Below are 23122 nucleotides of genomic sequence, written 5' to 3'. Positions count from 1 at the left end.
AGGCAAAAATTATTTTTGGTAGACCAAAAAGAGTAGATAAACTATAAGACTTAAAAAAATTAGATAACTGACTTGATAATTGGCATCAAAGCTTGAGAATTAAACTTAACAAATTTAGTGAAACGTAGCTGGAACTTCTGACTTAGATTTGTAGGTTAAGTAGGTAGGCATAAATAAACGTTAAAACAAGAAATACGAAAAATAACTAAGTAGTAACTTATTATAATGTTTCTCAGGATTTTGAATCTCAATTACTATTTTACGGATAATTAAACTACCTACTTACTAGATTAATTTCTGAAACTTAAACTACATATTTAGCATCTTTTTCTTTAGCTACAGTCAGGAAAAATTAGCCTAGCTTAATCCCAAAAATTTAGATAAATTTAGTTCTCAATTTTTGCTTGCCATTTTCATATTGCTTTCATAGGTATCTTGGTCAGTAATGAAATGGATATTCTGAGTATGAATACCTTCTTTCTCCATTAATTTCATTAGGCCCAAAAGAAATTTATTGATAGCAGAAGTGTAATAATTAGGATCTATTTTCGCCATATATGATAAGACACGAGCATTACCTTGAATACCTTGAAACTTACATTTATATTTTCCTGGGTAAAAACCATCAATACTTTCAAATAATTGATTCATTCCCTTTAACATTATCTCTACTTGATCTGATGTAATACAGTCAATATTTATGGCTCCTTTAAACCCCCATTCTTTAATTTCAGATTGGTCTTGAGACCAGTTATCTACGATACCACTCACCATTCTAGAATTAGGCATTTTTTTTATGCTACCCCATTCCCATGAATACAATTTTGTAGTTCTTAAGCCTATTTCTACTACTTGCACAAATTCTCCTGAAACTACTGCCCAGTCACCAGGTTTGTACAACCCATCAGTAAAGATGATTATAGTACAACACCAGTCATAGATAATATCTTTGAACAACAAACCTAGAGCAACACCTGCACCACCAAGCAAACCAATAAGGGCTCCTGCAGATGCTCCTAAAAATACTTCTGATGCTTTAATTATTACTACAACAACTGTTCCAATACGCACTAGTTTAGGTACATAGGGAACCAGCAAGTCATCAAGTTCTGTCTCAGTTTGCATAGTGAGGAACTCTAATAACTTGGCCAATAAGGGAGCTGCATTGTAAAGCAAAAAAGCAACTAGAGTAAGGAAAATTAAAGAAGAAAGGTTAGGGTCAAGTGCACCTCTTGCTAAAATGGTCTGTATTATCCGTAAGGCAACTGCAAAGATTAAAAAGGTTAAAGGTTTTTTGATAAGCTCAAGTAGATTATCGTCTAAATTATATCCAGCTTTAACAGTAAGATATTTGATATACTTAACAATTGTTTTAGAAATAATTCCCTGAAATATTATTGTTAACAATAGTATACCAAATGCAAGTAATGGTTTAAATGCTGGTATGCCAAAAAAATTAGTTGTTTCAATATTTCTCCAAAGTGTTTCTAAGAATTCCATTCTTTTTTTTTCCTCAATCAAACTTGAATTTACGGGTTGTTTCTCAGGATAAAATACTTGATTAAGCATAACATACTGAAAGAGAGTATAATACGAAATATAAGCAAATATTCAAAAATCAAAAGTTATACCTTGGAATTCAATATTATTTATCTCCTAATTTTATACTTTAAGAATAAATTTTTTCTATGACAAAGTATAGGAAAAAGTATTAAAAAAAAATAATTTTTTCTAAAATTCTATAGTTTTCCAAAGTATTTCTAATAATTCCATTTTTTTTTGCCTTAATCCAATTGAAGTTTAGATATTGTTTCTGAGAATTAAATACTCATACTCGACCACAATGAAAGATCTTATAATGCCAAGTATAAGGAAATATTCAAAACTCAAAAATTATACTTTTCACTTAAAATAGTTTATCTTCCTATATTTAAGTTTGCGATTTTTTTTAAGACAATAAAGCCTGGTAATTTAAAATAAAAATGGAACACTTTTTAGGCTTAATTTTTATAGAATAAATATAAAGTATATAATTGGTTTATCAGTAATCTCGGGCAGAGATATTCCTATTTATTCTTATATAGGTAGATACTTTTATAGATATGCATAGATTTGTTGTTATAATTATAGCCATCCTATCAACTATTGTCACAATTCAAGAAGTATAAATAAACTCCAAAGCTCTTATCCGAATATCTTACCCATGACTCTGACTATTGCTAAATCTCCATGTTTGCTATATTTCAGACAACGTAAAAAGTAACAATAGGATTGCCATATAATCTTTATTAACAAAATATCAAATTACAGCAATGAATAGTATTTTAAAGCTTCAACAAAAGGATTTAATATCATCTATAAATAGCAGGATTAAAAACTCAGATAATTGATGCTAAAAAGAATGAATTGCTTATTCGTATAGGCTGATTTAATAGAAAAATTAAAATGCCAAAATAATCAAATATTTTTAGGAAAAACTAATCTGAATAGATAAATAAAAGTAATAATATTTATTAATGATTTAATGCTCACTAATTCAGCCTTATCTAGATTTTCAAGATGAATCTTTCTATTTTTAAGGTATTTTTTTTGCTAACTATGCCCAATTTTTTATTCGTATTTACTATTATTAGTATTTATCTGGGAGAGGGAATAGAGAGTATTCAATCAAGCATAATTGAAAATATAAAACTATCATGAAATAGTCTTGAAATATTAAATAAAATATAGCTATTTCTCAAAGATTGAGAAATTTTCTGATGAATTATGAATGTAAATTTCAAAACCATGTTGAAGTTTTAATATTTTGTTGATAAACAATCTCGAAAATTTGAACTAATAGTAAGAATAAATTTTATCTAACCTTTGGTACAATGTAAAAGTAGGTTATTCTAAAATTTCATCCAAAAAAAATATATTATGAGTGAAATAGAAAATCATCAACAGCCTTCAACCCCTTTCTTAGATTCAGAAGCTAATAATGAACAGAAATACCCCACCAGAACACCACCTTGGGGCACAGTTACAATTCTGGAAGAAGGTCTTCGTTACAAAATTAGTCGTATTGAGGTAAAACCAAAACATTATATTAGTACCCAGATGCACTATCATCGTAGCGAACATTGGATTGTGGTTTCTGGTACTGCTAAAGTTACCTTTAATGATCAGGAAAAATTACTCTTTCAAAAACAATCAACTTATGTTCCTGCAAATACAGCTCATCGTGTAGAAAATCCTGGTATAATTCCCTTAATAATGATTGAAATTCAAAATGGGGAATATCTTGGGGAAGATGATATTATTCGTTTTCCAGATGAGGATAATCAACTATTTTCATTTAAAAAGGCAATAACGAATAAGGAATAAGAAGTAAGAATAATTGATTTTACCCCTACTACAAAATTCTTTCATGGTAGTCTGTGCAAAATTTAATCGGTTCAAAACTTGCACCTTAAATCTGTATACACCGTATCCCAAGTGACTGCTGTTGCGGGCATTGTTTTGCTGTTTGACAACTTTACTCATAGTATTGAAATGTTTGGAGCATATTGCCTGCTCTCAAGAGCACTCTAATAACACTGATGTCTATTTTTGAAGGTGGCTTAACTTACAACTAGCTATCTGTTTTTGGGCGGTAGTGTTCCCTGGTTAAATAAGTTACTAAATGACAAGGATGATATGAGATGATAACTCCCAATTTCTTGGAGGTTAAATTCCTTTCTTCTTGGTTAGGAAGTAACTTTGTAGATCAGGTAATTTGATCTAGGGCTCATTGCTCTCGGTGCATGACCTAAATGTCACCTTTGGCTAAAAGACTTTAGCCAAATCAGAAATACCAAAGTTTCATGAGGGCAATAAACCTGGTTTCTTGTTTGGATGGTTAAGTCCTGGGAGTATAGCATTATTTTTGAATATTAATAATGGTACTCTCTTTGAAGAAGGAAGACCAAAGTTAAAGGAAGAAATAAATGGGGACATTGTCGCTAAATGGCAACTAATCATAATGTACAGCTTTCTAATAGACTTCTGGGATCGTTAATCTCAAACCTTTGGAATACTTGGGTAAAAACTTAGTTTCTAGATACGCTTCATGAATGACTCGCCCATCTTGAAATTTTTTTTGTTTACTAGAGTGTGTGTTCAAACGTTCTACCAAAGTAGCACTAGAAAAGACTAGACTTAGAGGAGGATCTAATAATACAAGTGATTTGATAATTGAATTAATAGTAACTTTGAGTTAACGACTATGTTTAGACTAGAAACGTATTTGGAGGGAAGTTACGATCACGACAAAAGAGATACTCAAGCAGTAGAATTATTTGTATAATGTGCAATATTAAACCGAATGATTTAAATAGGTAAACCTAAGAGTTACATGAGTTGAGATCTAGTTACTTCTAATAGGGGAGTGGTTTGCGTTGGCGGAGCATAGTGGCGGGAGCTATATCGCCACCTTAATGCAACAAAGCCTTTTCCTACAATAATGTTTGCATAACTTCCTCAATATTACGAGATAAAACTACTTGATTATACTTTTGTAACTTCTCATATGAAGAAAAAGGTCTACCTATCAAAGTTTCTTGTTGAATGTAGGTCATAAATGGACGACGCAAAGCCTCGTATTTGCTAAAAGCTAATTGTATAGCTGCCATATCATCCCACTGATTTTGTTTGTTAATTTGATTTACTAAAGTAGCGATCGCTGCTGCATCTTCTAGTCCCTGATTAACTCCTTGACCAAGAAATGGTGGCATACCGTGGGCAGCATCTCCCGCCAATACAACCCGCCCTATGTTCCATTTGGGTTGCTCTGGAGCAGAAACAGTAGCATGATGAGTATAATACAGACGTTGTATCATCTTATCTGGGTCAGATAAAGCTACCAACTGCTGAATTATCTCTGGAAAGTCTGCTTTTTTTAACTCTTTTATGGCAATATTAATTAACTCTTCTCCCGATTTTTCTAGCAATAAATCTAATGGGAAAGCTCCATGGAAGACATATCCAAACTGACAAGGTTGAGGAGAAAATAACATAATTCTGGGAAGATCACTTTCCAATATTTGATGATTTTTTATTGTTATTACTCTAGGAGAACCATGAAAAAATTTTTCCTTGATTTTTTCTGAAAGTGTTTCTGCTATCTGAACTGCTCTACTGTCAAAAAAATTACCAGTGCATATGGCGCCAACACCACAATATTTTGGTTTGCTGTATTCACTGTATAGAGTATTTTGATAGATTACTTGACGGACTCTAGAATTAATTCCATCTACTCCTATCAATAGTTTAGCACGAATTGATGTGATTTTCGATTCAGAAAATTGGGAGGAGTTCAGACTGCTGCTTTTATTCTTTTGTTGCTGATCATCCCAATAAACATAGGGGTGAATTTCTACTTCCTGATTAGAGACAAAATCTGCTCGAACACATTGAAATTCTGGCTCAGTAACTACATTAATACAACAATGATTAGCTTTGACGCACTCAACGGGTAATAGTTTTCTCAGTTGAGTTTGTAAATTGTACCAAGAAATTGAGACTTTACCCTCTCCGTACTTTTCAAAATATTCATTGTATCCCACGAGAAAAGAACGAATTTTTTGCCCGTTCACATTTATGAGATTCCAATAGGGCGAAGGCTGTTTTTTTTCTACCTCAGTTTTCTGACTTACTTGTAGTGAATTATGGGGTTGGTCAATAGTAGCTTTGATATTCTTGTAAGCTTCTGTATCAATGTATTTAAGCGCTTTTAAACCATTTGGGAAAATGCTTATAGTCTGACCTACCTGGCGAAAGGCTCGAGTTTGGTCGAGGACGATAATATTTTCAATTCCACGTTGATATAAACCGAGGGCAGTTGCTAACCCCACTGGGCCGGCACCAACGATCACTACATCATAATCAATTTTGGGAATGGAGTTTTCTTCAGTCATATACTGATTTTGATTATCCTATAATTATTGTACATTATACAAGAATTGTAATGGTATGCATAATAATAATGTTTGCATAATTTCTTAAATATTGCGAGGATAGACTGGTTGAGCGTACTCTTGGTCATGCTGCTCTGAAGAAACAGGTAGCCTTGTCAAAGTTGCTTGTTGAAAGCGCTCCATAAATTGGGAACGCAAAGCATCATATTTACGGAAAGCTTTTTCTATAGCCACCAGAGCGTTCCACTGATTTTGCTTGTTAATCTCAGTTACTGATTGTGATCAAAGCAGCATCTTCCAGAGCTTCGTTAACGCCTAACGTTGTATTATCTGTGCTGGAGGGGATAAAGCTACCAAGTGCTGAATCATATCTGGAAAGTTAACTTTTTTTTAACTTCAAGATGCCAAGATAAATTAACTCTGTTCCTGACTTTCCTGCCAATAACTCTAAAGGTAAAGGTGTGTGGATTAAATATCTAAGTTGACAAAACTGAGGATAAAATAATCTCATTATGGGAGTTTGATTAGTGATGATATTCTTCGGCTGAAGCACAGTTATTGCTCAAGTATAATATCCATATTTTTTTATACTTACTAAGCTTAATAAACATGATTTTAATTCTGCCTGATAGGTGGTAAATAGCTATAAATTTTATGGTAAAAATAATTGTTTTTATCTAGGTTGAGGATGTTAAGGGAAGCTGAAAATGGAATTTTTAAAAAATATAGTTGAGGGAGATTTTTCTCCGACATTAAACTAAGCGATCGCTCTGTTTTTTGCTAATAAAAAGGTAAATTTTCAGCTATCAGCTATCAGCTATAAGTTATTAACTCATTATATTGGAAGGATGAATTAGTCTCCAAGGAGAATTAAAAAGTTATGTTTGTACGGCATTCCCTTGGCTCTGGATTCCGTATGTTAGAAAAATATTAGAAAGTGTAATTGGCAATCAGGTAACTTTAGTAGTTGATAGTTATTCAAAAGCAATTGAGCTGACTCTTAAAGTGCTGAATGCTTAAATAAAAAGTCTATTTAAAAGAGATAAATAAGTTTTTTGCTGGGTTATATATATCAGGGGTTATAAACAAAGTTTGCCAATTATATTTTTAGAGTTATATCATTTATTTTTTCCGAAAAAATATTCAACTATTGGTATTTTTCCCAATTATAAGTTGTTGTTAAATTCTTTAGAAAAGGGAGTATTTAAGAATTTGTTTACTTTTTACTATAGTTTTTTCCTGATATCAGTGAGATAATTTTTTTCCCTAATATAGCACTAAGGCAAAGAAAACAGTAAAAAATAATCTATGACTGAGTTTAGTAATTTCTAAATTTCCTAGTTTCTATTTTAATTATTAATTACTATAGCAATCTCTATACTTTTTAGTATAAAGTTTGTTTATGGCGCGGGAGTAGTTAAGGACCTTGCAGAAAACCTCTGTATAACATAAAAATAATTAATACAATTATAGAGTGCTAATCCTGTAATAAGATTATTATTTTTGTATTAATTATTTAATAACTTAAATTTCACCTAAACATAATATTAATACATATAAATTTGCTTAATTTATAAACTAAAACTTATTAAATTTTATATTTTTTGCTGTTTGTTACCTCTTGCCTTTGATCAAAATTGGATATATAGTTTAAATACTTAACTAATAACTGAAAACTGAAATGACCTCTTTTAATGATGCTCGACAATATGCTCCTGCAACTGAACGCAATCGGGAATTTATCTTAGAAGTCTTACAACGACTTTTACCTCCAACGGGCAACATTTTAGAAATTGCCAGTGGTACAGGAGAACACGCTATTTTCTTTTCTCCCCGTCTAAAACCACGTCAGTGGTTTCCTTCTGATCCTGATCCCATCTTGCGTGAGAGTATAGCAGCATGGCAAAAACATAGTCCGTCAGATAACCTGCATCTACCTCTTAATATTGATGCACGGGAGTCAGCTTGGGCGGTGGAGAAAGAAGACATTCAGATTAAAGCTATTGTCAATATTAATATGATTCATATTAGTCCTTGGTCTACTTGCCTGGGACTAATGGCGGGTGCGGGACGTTTGTTACCTCAGAATGGGGTACTATATTTATACGGTCCATACAAACTGAGAGGGGAACATACAGCACCAAGTAATCTAGCATTTGATCAGTCTCTACAATTTCAAAATCCTGAGTGGGGAGTAAGAAACTTAGAAGATGTGGTAGCGGCAGCAGAGAAGGAGGGGTTAAAATTTCAAGAGCAGGTGCAAATGCCAGCAAATAATTTATCTGTGGTTTTCCATAAGGGCTAATATCACGTTTACCAAATCTCAAAAGTCTTGCTACATTTTTTGGAGAGGAGTTAATAGGGAATATTAGAAAATAAAAGTCTTTCCTAAACACAAAAAAAGCATTGGTAAATTAAGGGATGAATTAAGCTGGAATGGGCAGCTCTATAAACCAACAAGCTATTTTTTTTGCTAATTCATCCTGCCATCCACCAATGCTAATTATTCTTCTGTTTGCTTTTACCTGTACTTCAATACTTCGGTAGTGCGTCAGTAAAGTGTGGGATAAGTAATTAACTCGTTCCAACTCCAAGTAGCGATCGCGTTCCTCAGCTCTTTGTGCAGCAGTATTTTCTTTGGGACTATGAACTCAAATCCAATTAAAGTAGGCCCTTGCCAACCTTACTTTTACCTCAGTTTGCTGCCAGACCTTGCCAAATTTATTCTGTCGGCAATGCCATCAACCGAGCTGCTTTCTGATAATTCTATTTGTGCGTTCCAGGGGCTTCCCAACCCAAGAATTCCCTTCTGCCAATTCCTGATACTGGCACTGTTTTCGTTTTTTTTGGACGAATGACCAAAACTCATCACTGCTCATTTGCGAGGTCTTGATATTCTGGACATGAGCATTATGAATCATTTGTCCTTTTTCAGAGGCAGCTCTAACCAAAGTAACTACCGTATTATCCGGCCAAATTCACTGTTCGACTAATCCCTCTTAAACTACTGCCCTCAACTTGAGCCTCCAGAACCATGGGCGTTTGTTCAGGTTAAATTGTTCTACAATAGTAGAGAGTGTTAAAAGTATCGGTGAAAGTTTGTAGGCATTCAGGAGAATAATATCGTTGACAACATTACTGGTCTTTCCCTGTTTACGAGTTTTCTGATGGCCACATAGAGGACATTCTATGATAATAGAAAGTATTTAAGGACAAGGATTATATTACCATTCCCAAACTTTCTTGATGCACTACCAGCTATTAGGATGTGCTCAGTTAAATGGCTTGGTCACCACGTCCGGTATAGTAAGAATTGTCCCCTCATTTTTCTGCTGCCGATATGCCCACTCATCTGATCAATACATGAGCTTGAGCCACTGTACTTCTGGTAATTTTTGCTATCTAAATAAGGCTATGAGTATAATTTTTGTCAATGCTTTGAGAATTAATCAGCAGGCTTTAAGTATAGAATTCATGATTTGTAATTAGTCTGATTACTTCTAATACTCAAGAAAATATAGTGATTTATTAATTTTGAGTTTTATGGTTTCAGGCGTTAATTTTTTTGGTAAATATAGATATATAAAAAATATTTAAAGTTACACAAAATTCAGCTAGAATAAATTCTTAATTGTGGAGATAAAATAGAGATATTAATTCTGCTAAAAAATATAATTTTAAGGGATGGTAGAGTGACTTTTAGATTGAATTATCAAGAAGCTTTATTTTAAAATATGCCAGATACTTTGCTTGAATAGGCACAATAAATAATTAATCGAAGTTATTAATTAATTTTGCAGCAAAGATAATATGGATATACAGATAATTTAGTTTTCAAAGGACGAATTCTTAAATAAATGGTAGTGATTTACAAGTATTAATCTTCTCAAGAAAATCTCATTTGAAAGAAGTGAATTGGATCAGTTTTCTAGTTTTTGTTCAGGTGTTCCCTATTTCACTCTAAATCAGCTTCCTCAAAAGACTGCTAAAAAAATTCAGGAAAAAAGGATATTAATTAAGTTATATTTCCGTTCAAGATTTATAATTAAGGTAATTCTTTAGACTTACTGGCAGGTTAATTAAGAATTTTTCCACCAAAACTCAGTAGGAGAAAAAATTTAAATGGCAGACTTATGGAACCAAATTTTAAACTTTGCAGAAAAAACTACCTTTATAGTAGGAAATCAACTTTTAAAAGATTTTGGAAATGTCAAAGCAGACAAAAAAGCTGATGGTAGCTTAGTTACTAAAGCTGATAAATGGGCAGATAGGGTAATTAGAGAAGCGATCGCCTCTAGTTTTCCCACTCACGGAATATTAACAGAAGAAAGTCAACAGATATTTCCCAGTAATGAATGGTGTTGGATTATTGATCCTTTAGATGGGACAACAAACTTTGCTAAAGGTGTGCCAATTTGGGGAATTTGTATGGGATTATTGTATCAAGGTATTCCTATATTTGGTTATGTAAATATGCCACCATTATCTCAATCTTATTATGCTTTTTATTGCCAGGAAAATCAAACCTATTTAACTAATCGACCTATCACTAGGGCATTTTTAAATAATCGACAAATTCAGCCAATTAAAGATGTGATTACTGGTAATCATTTATTTAATATTTGCTCTCGAAGTACAAAAATTTTACCCCAACTGCCAACAAAAATTAGAATGTTAGGAGTGGCAAGTTATAACTTTTTACTTGTAGCTTCTGGGGCGTCTATTGGTGGTGTTGAAGCTACACCAAGAATTTGGGACATTGCTGCATCTTGGGTAATTGCAAAGGCAGCAGGAGCAATTTGGATACCATTACGATCAGAAGATATTTTTCCTTTAAAAATAGGCAAAGATTATTTGAGTCATCCTTTTCCGACTTTGGTTGTAGGAAATGAAGAATTAGTTCCCTATTTTTCAGCTATAGTTGAACCTTTAATAAAATAAATTCAAGGTCAGATAGAGAATTTTTAGAGCAAGTTATTTTAATTAAGTAGGTAAGTTTAATTATCTGTAGAAGAGTAGTAGATATTCAAAATGGTGAAAACTTACTGATAACTTGCTTCTAGGTTCTTTTTCAGATATTGCACATCAATAAGCAGTTTTAAATTTGCGAAGTTATTCTGGTGGGCAACTATTAGCGAAGGAGGAACCTGCATCTAAATTGGGTAAAATGAATTTATGAGGGTTAAGCATTTTTCCAGTTTCCCCTATAAAATGAACTATGGCAAAAACTATCGCATCTACATCAGTTTCGGCAGCTTGTTGGGAAATACTGAGAGATTCACTAATGTAGTCTGTAAGATATTGAATATCGGGTTCTTAATAATAGTGAGCTAGAATGACAGCATTTAATTCTTGCTTGAGGTTGGCGATCGTATACTTTCATGTAACAAAGCTACATAATTCATCAAGAACTTACAGCGCTTTTGCTAAAATATGACTTCACTTCAAAAACAAAATCTTGTAGGGAATAATTGGCGTTTGCCGAGTATTCATTAAGATATCTCCCCTACTGTGATCTACTAATCATGAAAACCGCGGTAATGCATCAAGAAAGCGTGGGAAAATTTATCAAGTCATGCCAACGACTGGGAGCGATCACTAAACCATATCTTTGTGCTGCTGTGTTACCTTTGTACCTATGAACCCAAATTCAATTGAAATAGCTAACCACCAAGCTAACTATAGCTTCAGTTTGTTCCCAGACCTTGGGACATTTATTCTGTCGTTGATGCCCGAGACCCCTCTGTTATCGGACTATGCTATTAGTTGGTTCTAGTTATTGAGTTTGCTATGCCACCAATAATATTTTTGACAACTTTAGGGTCAAACTCGCTCACAGCTATCCCAATCATCGAACTACTTTGTTTGCAGTCGGTTTTTCCTTCTGTGTTAACGATTAATTCTTTGGTGTTGGTGAGTTGAGCTATGAACGATAAAGAAGAGGAATATCTTTCCAATCAAGATAATGAATCAGTAAACCGACAGAATACTTCAACATTTCCACCGACTTTTGACTTACACAAGCTTTTTCGGTGTAGCCTAGCTAAATACTGCCTAACTCTTCTATTTTCTCTTTCGACTCTGGTCATATACGTTTTACTAATAAAAAGTAGGGAGGTTCCATGGAACCTCCCTACAAAGTTTGGGTTGTGACAATGTAGTTTATCAATCTCAAAACGCTGTAAGACAGATAAGACAAGTCTGACAAGTATTAATGAAAACTTGAAAGTGCCTAGCATCAACGCTCTCACTTCTGAAACTAAGAGGAAGTTCTACCTTGAAAGCGACATCAAACTGTCCGCAAGGATACAGATCAAACAAGCTTAATAGAAAGGTTTAACAATACAACGCGACAGCGGGAGTTAAGGTTAGTAAGAAAAACATTATCCTTTTCTAAAAAGTTAAGTAATCACATTGGATCTATATAGAACTTCATGCATCATTACAATGCCACAATTTGTACTTGACCATTAATATGCATGACTACCAGAGTTTTAAAGGAGACTTTTTCAAACTTTTTGCAGCATTGTTTTTCAAAAAATTTTAAAGAAAAGTGCCTTATTGGAGCTTTAAAAAATTGTAAGCTTTTCAGTCCCTGGAGCTGCAAAAAGCTGGTGCGCATAAGTAGATAAGATTTCCCTCTACCAACACTCCTCACCCTCTGCTTTTTGCAGCAAACCCTAACTATTCTATCGGATCAAGAAATCATCAGCACCAATAGCAGGTTGGTCAGTCAGCAAGGCAAACTCACCCCCTTCGCCAAAACCTGGTTCGTTACCATTCTCATTGTAGAATAATTTACCGTTATTGCTATTATAAACAATTAACGCCTCGGAAGTCGCAACATTCTTGGTAACGCTAGCAAACTCAGTTTCTAGACTGAAACCTTCTCCCGACTTGCTCTCAAGAGCAGTAAATGTCTTCTTATCTAACAAAATAATATCGTCATCAGGATTAAAGTCATCAATGGTATCGCTACCTATTGCCTCAACATCAAACTCCTCGTTGGTGGCAAAGATGAACTTGTCTTTACTTGCCCCACCAATCAAAAAGTCGGAACCTTGACCACCGTTAAGTTTATCGCGACCTTGACCGCCAATTAATGCATCGTTTCCAGGACCACCAAAGAGATAATCATTTTCAGTACGACCTTCTAGAAGGTCATTACCATCTTTACCATAGAGATAATCAACACCAGGGCCACCAATAATCCTATCATCTCCATCATTTCCACTGATAGTGTCTTGACCCTGGCCGCCAGATATTAAATCTGAACGCATGGAACCAGTAACTCGGTCATTACCTCCCTTAGCTTGGAAACCATCAGGATAGTCTTCCAGGGTACTTGGTTGGATTTCGTAAACGTCATCCTCACTACCTAATTCTTCTTGTTCTGTAGGAGAAACTTCAGATCCTAAAGGTAGAGCATACTGCAAACCAAAATTGCTGAATAGCTCGTTCTGTTCCCGAGGTAGCAAGTTTGAATCAAAATAGCGTTCATAGATTTCGCCGTAGTTACCAACAGCTTTAATCACGTTGGGAACAAAATCATTCGGCAGTCCCAGCACTTTACCGATATTTCCTTCGATACCTAAAAACTGACGGACCACTGGGTCAGAATCATTATTAGGATCATCATCCAGATTATTGGCCATTAAGCGCTTGATGTTCTTAGAAGTAATATCATATTCTTCTGCTTGAACTAAAGCATTAGTTACCCAACGAACTACATCTGACCACTCTGACTGATTTTCATCTATAATCAATCCTAAGGGTTCTTTGGAAAGAATATCATCGAGAATTTTATGCTCCTTAGGATTAGATAAATTCTGAACGCGCCCGTTGAGAATGGTCATATCTGTGATAACGGCATCTATATCACCATCATCATAGGCAGCAAACATTTCATCGTTGGTAGTAAATTCTGCTGGTATAATATCCCCACCTAACTCAGTTATCGTATCCTGAATATTTTGTAAACTAGTAGCTCCTTCTAAAACTCCAACGCGACGACCGTTGAGAGCAGGTAACACAGTAATACCGCTATCATTGCGAACTAATACTCCCTGCCCGGTATAGAGATAAATTGGACCAAAGTCAATGCCCAAACTAGCATCCCGGACTAGGTTATGGGTGATACCCATTGCTGAGATATCGACAACACCATTGGCAGTGTTAGCAAAGCTGTCTTTAAATGACTGAGTCTTGACTTCTAGCTTTTCAGGATCTCCAAATATAGCAGCCGCAATGGCTTTACCTAAGTCAACATCAAAGCCCTCATACTCTCCATTGCTCATTTTTACCGCAAAACCTGGCTCATTGTCTGGAAGTCCTAGTTTTAAGACTCCACGCTCCTTGATTTTTGCTAGCAAGTCGCGATCATCATTGTCTTTAATAACGATATCAATCTCGCTGCCAGAGAATGGAGGAGAATAGAGAAAACCACCATCACTCCATAGTGAATTGCGATCACCTTCTATTCCCGAAAAGTGGCGATCGTAAATTTCGCTGTAGTTACCTACTTGATTAATGATATTAACTGCAAAATCATTAGGCAGTCCCAGGGTTTCACCCAAATTTCCTTCTATACCCAGGAACCGACGAATTCCTAAACTAGAGTCATTAGTGGGATTATCATCTGTATTCAGGGCAATAAATTCAGCGATATTTTGTGAGCTGATGCCAAACTCTTCTGCTTGAATGGGAACATAACCTGCCCACCGGACTACATCTGCCCACTGGGAGTCATTTTCTGGTAAAGCTAGAGAAATAGGTTCTTTAGATAGTTCTACATCTAATAGACGGTGATTTTCTGGCTGGGATAGTTGGTCTAAGTTCTCTAATATTAAGGAGCGATCGTGAGAATAGGCATCTACTTCACCGGCATCATAAGCTGCTATCATTTCCTCTGCAGTTTCAAATAGTTTAGGTGTAAACTTGATGCCCTCAACCTCTAGTTGATTTTGTAAATTGATTAATGCCGTTGTACCTTCTATCACTCCTATTGTTTGCTCGTTAAGGTGTGAAACATTTGTAATATCGCTGTCATTAGGAACGATAACAGTTTGATAGTCAAACAAGTAGGTCGGTGCAAAATCCACATTTAATTCTCCATCCCGTCCCAATGTTGCAGTAATACGTTGCGCTGCCAAGTCCGCCTTGCCGTCTGCTACCAGTTCAAAAGATTTAGAGAATTTACTGGTAATAGACTTAACTTTGCTAGCATCCCCAAATACAGCTGCAGCTATAACCTCAGCAAACTCTAGGTCAAATTCATTTCCCGAACCCGAAATTGCAACTTTAATCTGACCTCGTTTGATAATGTCATCCAGGATAGTTGTTTCGGGGTTTGCCACGCTGTTTAATTTCGCTTCCTGAGGCTTAATTTCAATAGATGCCTTACTCTTTTCTGGGGTAGTTTTGACTTTAGGTTCGTCTACGAGTTCGACGATATCTGCTAATTCGGCAAAGTTATTGTAAGTTTTTCCATTGTTTTGAATTAGGGCAATTTCTTCTCCCTTAAATTCAAGAGTACCTACAACAACCTTAAAGTCTTCGAGGGAATTTGTTTTAAACCCACTGCGGGATATTTGGATTTTATCCCCTTGAGTGGGGTCAAAATCTATAATCAGATCACCTTTGTCGCTGGGTTTTTGGAAGTAAAAGACGTCTGCACCTTCACCGCCTCTAAGTAGGTCAACTCCAGGACCGCCATTAAGGATATCCTCTCCCGCTTCACCTACTAACCAGTCGTTGTCTCGGTTCCCTTTCAGAATGTCATTACCCTTACCACCTTCTAGTTGGTCATTTCCACTATTCCCTTCTAGTTGGTCGTCTCCTGTATTCCCATCCAGGAAGTCGTTACCTGGACCACCTTTAATAAGGTCGTCTTCTGAACCCCCAGCAATGACATCATCGCCAGCGTTGCCTTCTAAAACATCCTCGCCAAAGTTCCCTTCTATCTCGTCGTTACCCTTTCCTCCTTGAATGGTATCCTTGCCCTGACCACCCATGAGCTTATCGTCTCCTCCCTTTCCCTTGAGCATATCGTCACCGTAACTACCCAAGAGTTTGTCATTCTTTTCTTGACCAGCAATCTCATCATCGCCAAAACTTCCGGTTTCTTCAATGCCATTCTTGGTGGCATTGTTGTTACCTTTGTCATTATCGGTAATTTCTAGAAATGCTGTTTTCGCCATGGGGTCTAATGCATAACCATTCCCTACATATTTCAGGTTAATAGTGACGCTTTCTGAATTTTCAGAAATCTTATCGTCTAATACCTTTAAGTCTATAACTGCTTCCGTTTCTCCAGGTTCAAAGTTTATTTCTCCAAACAAGCCATCTTTGTTCTGATAATCTTGTCCTAGAGTGGCAGTACCGGAGATAGTGTAGAGGATTTTTAATCCTTGGGGTGGAGCTGCTTCGCCCAGGGTAATAATAAATTGCCCGTTCTTGTCTTTTCCTTCCTTGACTGTATCGCTAGCAACGACTTTCACTATGCGGTCTTCGTTGAGAGCGTGTTCAACTAAGAAGGTGTCGGCATTTAGTATTTCCTTGAGTTCGGTTTGAGCTTCTCCCGCTGTAATTTTACCCTCGACCAGTTGTTGGGTTAAGTCCGGTAAGATGCTGTAAACCTGTTTTTTGATTGGGTTGATACTTGGCAATACATCGTCAACCGAGCTTGATAATGCTTGTTCTACTAACTTATCAATGAGGTTATTGCTTTGAGTGACTAAGGTACTTAGGGCAGCGATGGTTTTGTTATTAACTGAAAGATCTAATTCCTCGGTTAATTGGTTGTAGAATTTCTGTAGGTCTTGTTTTTTACTCAAGTCGAAACTTTCGACTGTTTTTAAGACCTTACCTAGAGCATTAATGACCTGAATTTGACCATCTGATTCTGTATAATATGCTGCTTCTAGGAAGGTGGTGCCGTTGAGTAGCAGGTTCATTATTTTGATGTGACCAGAGGTAATCTCTATTCCGCTATCGTCCCCTTCTCCAATGGCACTATAAGGATCGAATTTCTCTAATGGTTGGGATAGAGACTCTAGGGAAAATCCGGATATTTTGTTGAGTAGCCTTTCTACTTGTTTTTCCTTTATTCCCTGACTGGATAAGACTGCTTTGAGGGTTGTGAGTGGAGTAGTGCTGGTATATTCTCCTGTGGCACTTATCTGAGAAATTAAAGGTATTTCCCCAGGTAGTCCGGTGTTGGTATCAATACCACCAATAACAACGACTTGAGCTTCTTGAGCGTCAACTTCTCCGTCTCCATTACGATCTAACTCTTCCAAGTCAAAGGGTAAACTATATTCTCCATTGCTGTCAGTGTTGGTTTGAGTTTCTCCCTTATCCAGTTGGAAGTTGCTGTTAGTATCAATAAAGACTGTCGCATTTGCTAACGGTCCGTTGGAGGCATTGCCTTGCTGTATTTGTTCGTATGAAATATTCTCTATTCCAAAGACAATTTTTTTGCTATTGTCACGTTTGTTCGTAATCTCCTTACCAGTTGAGGTATCAGTAATAATATAATCACTCTTAGCCCCGGACAAGACTAAGAGATCATTGCCTTCACCACCGTTAATGGTATCATTGCCGCTACCTGGGTAAATGGTATCGTTGCCTTCTCCACCATCAAGATAATCGTCCCCTGTGCCGCCATAGAGAATATCATTGCCGACACCACCAAAAATAAGATCGTTGCCAGAATCACCTTTTAAGGTGTCGTTACCTTCTCTACCATAGAGGATATCATCACCCTGATCACCTACTAAAGAATCGTTACCCTTACCTCCATCTATTTCATCGTTTCCATCACCCCCATTTAGATAGTCATCACCTTGACCACCTTCGAGCTTGTCACTATCCGATTCCCCATAGAGATGGTCATGATCTTCACCACCTTCAAGCTTGTCACTCCCACTTCCTCCCCTTAAGGTATCTTTGCCAGACTCACCTTTGAGTACATCATTATCATTACCACCATGAAGTTCGTCATTTCCCATTCCACCTTCAAGGACATCGCTTTTATCTTCACCATAAAGTTTGTCGTTACCACTTCCACCTTTGAGTTGATCTCGCCCGTTACCCCCATAAAGTTGGTCGTTACCACTTCCACCATCAAGCATATCGTTTCCATCTTCACCATATAGGCGGTCATCATGATCATTACCATAGAGGAAGTCGTTATCCCTTTGGCCATGAAGGTAGTCGTGGCCGGCACCCCCTTCAAGTTTGTCTTCATCATTTCCGCCTTTAAGAGAGTCGTTGCCGACACCTCCCATTAGATGATCCTTACCGTTGCCACCATCAATAGTATCATTTCCACCCTGGCCATCATATTCTTGGTTGCCGTCACCAAGCGATACATTCTGAGGTAAATTGGGATCATTTTTTGTGTATTCTATATTAGTCACTTGTCTGACTGTCTTAGTAACCCATTTTACTATGTGATCTAGAGGCCAAGGCAACCACCCGTCTTGTACTTGTTTGTCGACCCAATCCACGACCTGCCGAACACCAGTCTCAAAAATATTGCTGACTAGGCTAATGCCTTGATTCCAGGCGTTTCCTAGTGACTTGAAGGTATCTGACACATATTCGACAGTATTATTCCATTCTTGTGCAATAAAATCGGCTACCTGTTCCCCTAGCTTATTTACTTCATTTATTGCAAAGTTAACTAAATCCCCAATTCCATTCTTTATCTCACCTAGTGATACTTCAAAATTAAACAGTGGGCTATCAAGTTCCAACTGTGAACCTTCCAATGTCCCGTTTGAACGAATTGTCAGATTGGCATATGTATCAGATAGAAAAGTCCAATCCGGGAAATCCAGTACTAAACCAGTTGTCAATTTAAACCCCTGACCATCTTGAGTTATTTCAGCCTTTAATTTTTGACCCAAGAATTCGAGCTCACCCTTTGCTGTGGCGACATTGTTTAGTTTGCCAATTTCCACATCCGAAAGTTTGAGGGTGCCATTTAGCAAGCTTAATTCCTTAACTTTAATACCAGACGTAGAAAAGTCGAAATCAGCTTTAGCCAAGTTAATTCCGAAAAATTCAAGCTGACCATCACCTCGGAAATATGCCTCACTTGGACTAACTTTCAGGTCTAAATTCAAGTCAGTATCTTTCCCATTGGGAACGCCAGATATCTTAACAACTCCCAAGATATCAATCTCAGGTATTTTCAGAGAACCTTCTAAACTTGGATTACCCGAGAATGGATTCATGTTAAAATTGAAGGTTCCTTCCTTGCTCCCAACCCTCACTGCAGCATTAAATCCAATCCCCTGTTCTAAAGTCCTTTCAAGAACTTCTGTCTCAACAGGGACAATTTTAATCAACGGATCGAGTTCTTCATCGTCATCAGGACCATCAATGGAAACAACTGAAATCGGAACAAGATCACTAAAGCTATTAAACAACCCTGTCACTTCGTCAAGAATGGGTACATTATCCAATTGGTTTATCAGATAAGAATTTATTGGCCCTGTTATCATATCAACTAAGCCAAGTGGCTCGTTGAGAGTTAACTCTATAGCAAATTTCTGAGGATCTGTAATATCAACTAAGAAAGCAGCGTCAAAATCATAGTTGCCAAACTGTAAGTCTCCAACAAATCCAACATTGTCAATAAATGGTGGAATATAAGTCGCCCCAATTTGAACGCCTAGTTCCCTTAATTCACTATCCGGTAGACCAAAGGGATTTTTCCAAACTCCATCTGCATCAATATTAAATTGCCCAGTGAGGGATTTGGGATCAATTTCCAATCCACCAATAAGTGTTAATGGAGGTTCGTTCTTTTGAACTGGATCATAGCCTTCTAAGGTCATTCCGCCATCAATTCCGAAATTAGGAATAGGATTTGTTGCACTCATTTCTAATCCCAATGCAACATCTTTCAGTGTGGCCTTAAAATCTCCTATAGAAATCAAGGGAACATCCCCTGCTAAAATCCCTGCTAAAGAGAGATCTTCCTTGCCAATTTCTAGTGCTACACCGACATTATCTACTCCTAAATAATCATTGATAAATTTAGAAACGTCATCGTTCTTGTTTGCAAAATTGACATTGCCTTCCAAGCTAAACCCATCGGAGAAAGATAAACTAGTCTCATCTAACTGGAATCCATCTAGACCTGGAATATCCCCTAAGATGGAATTCAAATTTAGAGGACCAAACTCATATTCAAACTCAAGTCCGTCTTTAAAATCAATATCAAAGTTCTTATCATTCAACAACCCACCAATGCCTAATGACTCTGTTGTCAACTCGAACTCAGGTTTTGCTAGAACAAGCTGAGTTCCAGGTTTATTCTTGTCCCCATCACCCAAAACTATCTCGGCAATCTTATTAACTGCGTCCTCAACGAAACTAAGAGAATTAAAACTATCGCCAATTAAACCATTCAAATCGAAGGTAACATTGTCCAGATAGGTAATAGAAATCCCTTGACTTGATAAAGATAAACTTGCATTCCCAATGCTGTTGATCGTATCACGAATATTGGAGGGTAAAGAAACAGAACTTGGCAGTAAACCGACCAATAGATTAATCAGTTGTTTGGGAGAAAATTCGCTAACAGATAGTTCATAATTTCTATTCCCTGTCTCATCTGTGGCATATCGTAAACCGGGATGACTGACCGTTAGAGATTGAGACATAACATTCTCACCCAAGCCTAACGTAGAAAGAAGGCTATTAATAGTACTGGAAATATTGAGTTCACCTACATAAGTGACACCAAATCCATTATCATTTAATTCAATATTTAAGTTTGCCAAACCACCCAAAGTCGTTAGCAAATCTTGTGCAAATCCTGGTAGTTCTGTTCCCGCAATAGTCTTGAAGGCATTTGTCATCTTCGTGGCATCAAGCTCTGGCAAACCGAACTTAAATCCACTCAGTTTGGGAATTTTCTTCTGAGCGCCACTCACTTTGGAGCCAATCTCACTGACATCAAAACTGAGGTCAAAAACTTCCCCGTTAAAATCACCAGCAAAGCTTAATTTTTTGGTATTATTTTTCTTCTCAAATTCTATTCCCGGTTGAGCCAGCACTAGCTGAGTCCCTTCAGTAGCTGGGTCACCATCTCCTAAGAATGTTTCAGTTACTGTATTAGCGGCATCTTTAAGGAAATCATTGTCGCTAATCATACCAACTATGTTGTTGACATCTAAGACGACATTATCTAGATAGGTAATCCCAAATCCTTGGTTGGATGCCTGTATATTAACCTTACCCACTTTGTTGAGCTGCTCTTGGATGTTATTGGGTAATTCAACTCCCAAGGTATCACCCAGAAATTCTATAGCTTCTGTGGGAGAAAATTCACCAATGGAGGCTGCATAAATTTTCTTCCCTGTATCGTCTTTAGTAACTCGTAAACCAGGATTTGTTACACTTAGGGAATCAGACAAGACATTCTCACCCAAGCCTAAGGTAGAAAGAAGGCTATTAATAGTACTGGAAATATTGAGTCCACCTACATAAGTGACACCAAATCCATTATCATTCAATTCAATATTTAAGTTTGCCAAACCACCCAAAGTCGTTAGCAAATCTTGTGCAAATCCTGGTAGTTCTGTTCCCGCAATAGTCTTGAAGGCATTTGTCATCTTCGTGGCATCAAGCTCTGGCAAACCGAACTTAAATCCACTCAGTTTGGGAATTTTCTTCTGAGCGCCACTCACTTTGGAGCCAATCTCACTCACATCAAAACTGAGGTCAAAAACTTCCCCGTTAAAATCACCAGCAAAGCTTAATTTTTTGGTATTATTTTTCTTCTCAAATTCTATTCCCGGTTGAGCCAGCACTAGCTGAGTCCCTTCAGTAGCTGGGTCACCATCTCCTAAGAATGTTTCAGTTACTGTATTAGCGGCATCTTTAAGGAAATCATTGTCGCTAATCATACCAACTATGTTGTTGACATCTAAGACGACATTATCTAGATAGGTAATCCCAAATCCTTGGTTGGATGCCTGTATATTAACCTTACCCACTTTGTTGAGCTGCTCTTGGATGTTATTGGGTAATTCAACTCCCAAGGTATCACCCAGAAATTCTATAGCTTCTGTGGGAGAAAATTCCCCTGAAAATTTATAACCCGTAGGATTCTGAGCCGTTCCTTCAATGATTAAAGTAGGATTTGTAGCACTAATCTGTTGAGTAATGGGGGTTAAGTTAAGTCTCGTGAGAATTTCGTTTATCTGAGTAGTAATATCTAGTGTCCCATTGTAGGATGCGGTGATTTTATCTTCCGTTTCCGTAAGTGACACATTAGGGAAAGGGTTATTCTTATCGATCCATATTTGAGCGAATGGGGGAAGTCCAGATACTAAAAAGTTACCAGTATCTAATACTGAAGCATAATCTGCTAAACTTTCTGATGTAAAAGCGCGAACAAATTCTCCTTGACCCAAAGTAATTTCTAGTTCCCAGTCACCACCCAAGATAGCATTTCCTGTCAAGTTGGCAGAGGCAGCAATATTAGCTTTGGTTAAACTTTGTACTTTTGACAGAAATTCTGTTCCTGTATTTTCTGCAGCTACTTGACAACCATAGATCAGTAAATTTGCTGAGGGAACTTCGATAAACCACTTTTGTAGGTCTTCACCATATTTATCTAGAGTTTCTAAGCTTAGTTGAGTATTTCCTAAGTATAAACATCCAGGGGAACCATGGGACAAAATGTGTAGAGTTTCAACCCCTCGATAGTTCCGTAAAACCTGAGTAATTTGTTGAACACCATCCCTATCTGGGTTTAAAACTACCCCATAAATACCAGGTTTAATACTATGAAGTAACTGTTGATAGTCATCAACACCCTTATCTATTACTACAAGTTCACGAGCATTAGATATCAATGCCTCAGCATAACTAACTTCTTTTGAGGAGTATGAGCAGAAGGAAGTAATGCTTTTATCCCATACAGTTAGAGACGGTTGCTTATTCATAACTTTACTTGAAAACAAAATTTGTTGTTTTTTGAAAAAAATATAACCTTAAAATTTCCCACTTAACTTCACAATTGAAATAAGTGCTTAGGAATTAAACTTTTCCTGATTTATTAAATCAAAATGAAATAGCAATAGTCAAGAGTTTCATCAAAATTGTTTTTATTAGTACAAACAGTATGAAATAGTAGAAAAAGTAAAATGTTACTAAAA

The 23122-nt window shown here is 36.5% G+C and carries 9 protein-coding genes and 4 pseudogenes; 4 read left to right on the top strand and 9 right to left on the bottom strand.

Annotation, left to right across the window (positions count from 1 at the left end):
* Positions 1-393: 393 nt before the first annotated feature.
* Positions 394-1521 (bottom strand): mechanosensitive ion channel family protein, encoded by a 1128-nt coding sequence (locus TERY_RS22985; protein WP_196797148.1) that lies wholly within the window; start codon positions 1519-1521, stop codon positions 394-396.
* 1398 nt (positions 1522-2919) lie between these two features.
* Between TERY_RS22985 and TERY_RS22980 the strand changes: the two genes are divergently transcribed.
* The gene (locus tag TERY_RS22980; RefSeq protein ID WP_011614029.1) at positions 2920-3366 is read left to right on the top strand and encodes a cupin domain-containing protein; all 447 of its coding nucleotides are present in this window, start codon (positions 2920-2922) and stop codon (positions 3364-3366) included.
* 1109 nt (positions 3367-4475) lie between these two features.
* Here TERY_RS22980 and TERY_RS22975 read toward each other — a convergent pair.
* From TERY_RS22975 to TERY_RS35505, 3 genes are all read right to left on the bottom strand, one after another.
* Positions 4476-5936, bottom strand: a complete 1461-nt coding sequence (locus TERY_RS22975; RefSeq protein ID WP_011614028.1) for an FAD-dependent monooxygenase — start codon at positions 5934-5936, stop codon at positions 4476-4478.
* An 84-nt stretch (positions 5937-6020) separates the two neighbouring features.
* Positions 6021-6170: a hypothetical protein gene (locus tag TERY_RS33980; RefSeq protein ID WP_011614027.1), complete on the bottom strand. Its 150-nt coding sequence runs from the start codon at positions 6168-6170 to the stop codon at positions 6021-6023.
* Between the two features lie 145 nt (positions 6171-6315).
* The gene (locus TERY_RS35505; RefSeq protein ID WP_196797147.1) at positions 6316-6489 is read right to left on the bottom strand and encodes a hypothetical protein; all 174 of its coding nucleotides are present in this window, start codon (positions 6487-6489) and stop codon (positions 6316-6318) included.
* Between the two features lie 1128 nt (positions 6490-7617).
* Between TERY_RS35505 and TERY_RS22970 the strand changes: the two genes are divergently transcribed.
* Complete coding sequence (locus TERY_RS22970; RefSeq protein ID WP_011614026.1) at positions 7618-8241, top strand: DUF938 domain-containing protein; 624 nt, start codon at positions 7618-7620, stop codon at positions 8239-8241.
* A gap of 246 nt (positions 8242-8487) precedes the next feature.
* Here TERY_RS22970 and TERY_RS31505 read toward each other — a convergent pair.
* Positions 8488-9142 (bottom strand): annotated as a pseudogene (locus TERY_RS31505) (IS1 family transposase).
* A 916-nt stretch (positions 9143-10058) separates the two neighbouring features.
* Here TERY_RS31505 and TERY_RS22960 point away from each other — a divergent pair.
* Positions 10059-10877, top strand: coding sequence for an inositol monophosphatase family protein (locus TERY_RS22960; RefSeq protein WP_011614025.1), 819 nt, complete (start codon positions 10059-10061; stop codon positions 10875-10877).
* Between the two features lie 177 nt (positions 10878-11054).
* Here the strand turns inward: TERY_RS22960 and nadA are convergent.
* The 3 genes and pseudogenes from nadA to TERY_RS35495 form a co-directional block, all read right to left on the bottom strand.
* Positions 11055-11306 (bottom strand): annotated as a pseudogene (gene nadA / locus TERY_RS29090) (quinolinate synthase NadA); the annotation flags it as partial.
* Between the two features lie 392 nt (positions 11307-11698).
* Positions 11699-11893 carry a hypothetical protein gene (locus TERY_RS35500; RefSeq protein WP_196797146.1) on the bottom strand — a complete coding sequence of 65 codons (195 nt, stop codon included), beginning with the start codon at positions 11891-11893 and terminating at the stop codon, positions 11699-11701.
* Positions 11860-12175: pseudogene (locus tag TERY_RS35495) on the bottom strand (IS1 family transposase). Before TERY_RS35495 ends, TERY_RS35500 begins: the two are co-directional and overlap by 34 nt.
* Before the next feature lie 45 nt (positions 12176-12220).
* Here TERY_RS35495 and TERY_RS33970 point away from each other — a divergent pair.
* Positions 12221-12364, top strand: a pseudogene (locus TERY_RS33970) (IS1 family transposase); the annotation flags it as partial.
* A 261-nt stretch (positions 12365-12625) separates the two neighbouring features.
* On the opposite strand, the gene TERY_RS22955 reads toward TERY_RS33970, so the two are convergent.
* The gene (locus tag TERY_RS22955; protein ID WP_011614024.1) at positions 12626-22909 is read right to left on the bottom strand and encodes a DUF4347 domain-containing protein; all 10284 of its coding nucleotides are present in this window, start codon (positions 22907-22909) and stop codon (positions 12626-12628) included.
* Positions 22910-23122: the final 213 nt, after the last annotated feature.

The organism is Trichodesmium erythraeum IMS101 (genome assembly GCF_000014265.1).
GTDB classification, from domain to species: domain Bacteria; phylum Cyanobacteriota; class Cyanobacteriia; order Cyanobacteriales; family Microcoleaceae; genus Trichodesmium; species Trichodesmium erythraeum.
The sequence above is the reverse complement of the archived record's forward strand: the minus strand, read 5'-3'. Positions and strand labels throughout refer to the sequence as shown.